Source organism: Deinococcus murrayi DSM 11303, from assembly GCF_000482805.1.
In the GTDB taxonomy this organism is placed as follows: Bacteria; Deinococcota; Deinococci; order Deinococcales; family Deinococcaceae; genus Deinococcus; species Deinococcus murrayi.
In genome coordinates this window covers 1-2,034 of sequence record NZ_AXWT01000056.1, presented here as the reverse complement: position 1 = coordinate 2,034, position 2,034 = coordinate 1, and the positions used below count along the sequence as shown (strand labels likewise).

The window sequence follows — 2,034 nt, the reverse complement described above, 5'->3', positions numbered from 1 at the left end:
GGGCGCGCTCCCCCAGAATCTGCGAATTCGACATCCCCAGATTCTCGCGTCTGGGAGCGCTTTTTCGCTACCTATTCAGGTGCAACTCCTGAGTCTGACAGCAGGCATAAGTAGCGAGCGGGTACAGAAAAGGTCATCCGCGAGCTTGGCGACGATCTTCCTGGGCTGCCGTCTGAGTGAGACAGGGCTGCGTGGGCGTGGGGTACCCCAACCTAGCTATATTCGGCAAGCTGGGGCCAGCGCCGCATTCCAGCTCGGCATGGGCAACTCCAAAGCAAATCAGTACGCCAAGGGCAAGCGGCTACCGGTTCATTCATCACCTCCTTGAATGACCTGACGTTACCCAACCCCCGGTTTGCAGCCGTATTGCAGACTTATGCGGTAGGCTGCAAACCCGCATTTGTACCTATTCTGCCCAGCCTATGGCCTTATATCCGCACCGCAGGAAGCGGTTCGGCAGGACGGTTATCATATTTGTATGACCACAGTGAGGGAGGCGGTGCTGGCCGGGGAGTACGGGCGGGGCCTGGAGCAGTACGACCGGCTCACCGAGCCGAAGGCAGAAGACCTCCGCTGGGCCGGGGTCTGTGCTGCTCAGCAGGGCCAGGTCGTGCAGGCCCAGCAGCAGCTCGAGCAGGCCGCTCAGCGAGGCTGTCCTGCCGCCCGCATCGACCTCGCCAGCCTGCACCGGGCCGCAGGTGAATTTGCCCAGGCCCTGACTTCTCTCGCGCTCGTTCAGGAGGCCCTGCCTCTGCTGCCCTTGTTGGACCAGGCCCTGTGGTACCGCGAACGGGCCATTGTGGGCCATGAGCTGGGGGAGGGGATGCCAACGGTGCTGGGGTTCTTCGAGCAGGCCTGGGTGACTGCCAGTGATGCCCCACTGGCTATGCAGGCCTCGGTGGCGCATGCCTACGGCATGCACCTGACCCGCTTCGGGGAGGACCACCGGGCCTCGGCTTACTTGGAGTTTGCCGCAGAACACGGGCACTCCGTACGGCGGACTTATGCCCTTGCCACACTCGCCGCCTGTGCGGTGTACCAGGGGGGAGGTTCTCAGGCGCGCGCACTGCTCGATACTGTGCGGAAGGCCAGCGCGCATGACCCCATGCTGGAAGCCGTGCTGGCCTATCATGAGGGGCAGCTTTTCCGGATTGAGGGAGCGGATGAGCAGGCGCTCTCTGCATTCCAGCGGGCCGTGTCGTTGGCCCGGACCGAGATGCGCCCCAGTACCGAACTGCATGCCCAACTCGGACTGCTCGCTCTGGCCACCGAACGCGAGGATGAGGCGATGGCTCGAACTGCGCTCGTCCGAGCCAGGCGGCTGGTCAGGGCACCACGTGACGAGGCCTTCCTGAAGTGGCGGGAGGGAAGTTGGTGGGCCTCCCAGGGGGATTGGGGAGGGTTGGGCCTGTTGGAGGAGGCGGTGAGCTTCTTTCAGGATCGGGAGCTGAGGCGGGAGGCCCTCTGGTCACAGCTTCACCTGGCTGAGGCGCAGGAGCGGTTTGGACAGGGGGAAGCCTGTGCAGCTTCGCTCAGCGAAGCTGCCGATCTGGTGGCCGCCTTCGAGACGCCGCCGACATTGGTAGCCGAACTTCGCCTGACGCCCCGTGTCACCGCACGACTGGAGAGTCTTCCGCCAAGAGCCTATGAGCGCCTCCACCTGCTGAAGGAGGACGTTCAGAACCTCCGACAGGTGAACCTCAAGACCCTTGGTGGCGCGGAGGTGCTGATCAATGGGCAGAGCATTCGTCTGCGGCTGAAACGGGTGGTGGAGGTGTTGGCCTACCTGCTGAAGAGTGGGGGAGCGAGCCTGGCGGAGGTGCAACGTGACCTCTTCCCCGATGTGAGGCCCGCGCAGGCCAAGGGCTACTTCCACCAGATCCGACTGCACATCAAGGAACGAATTCCGGGGCTGAGCGTCCCTTTTGATGAAGTGCGTGTGGGCTGGCCCCAAAGTTTGGACGGTTTCGAGTAGAGACTCGGCTCAGGAGAAGGGTACACCATGGGCTCTTCCTGCTTACCCAGGGGACGGTC

Annotated in this window: 1 protein-coding gene; it reads left to right on the top strand. The window is 63.4% G+C overall.

Features of this window, described 5'->3' with window-relative positions; translation table 11 throughout:
• Positions 1-478 precede the first annotated feature (478 nt).
• The gene (locus tag H565_RS0109060) at positions 479-1,975 is read left to right on the top strand and encodes a hypothetical protein (protein WP_027460741.1); all 1,497 of its coding nucleotides are present in this window, start codon (positions 479-481) and stop codon (positions 1,973-1,975) included.
• Positions 1,976-2,034 lie beyond the last annotated feature (59 nt).

Excerpts from the sequence above, each read along its gene's own strand:
- H565_RS0109060 (WP_027460741.1), top strand. The coding sequence starts at position 479 with ATGACCACAGTGAGGGAGGCGGTGCTGGCCGGGGAGTACGGGCGGGGC.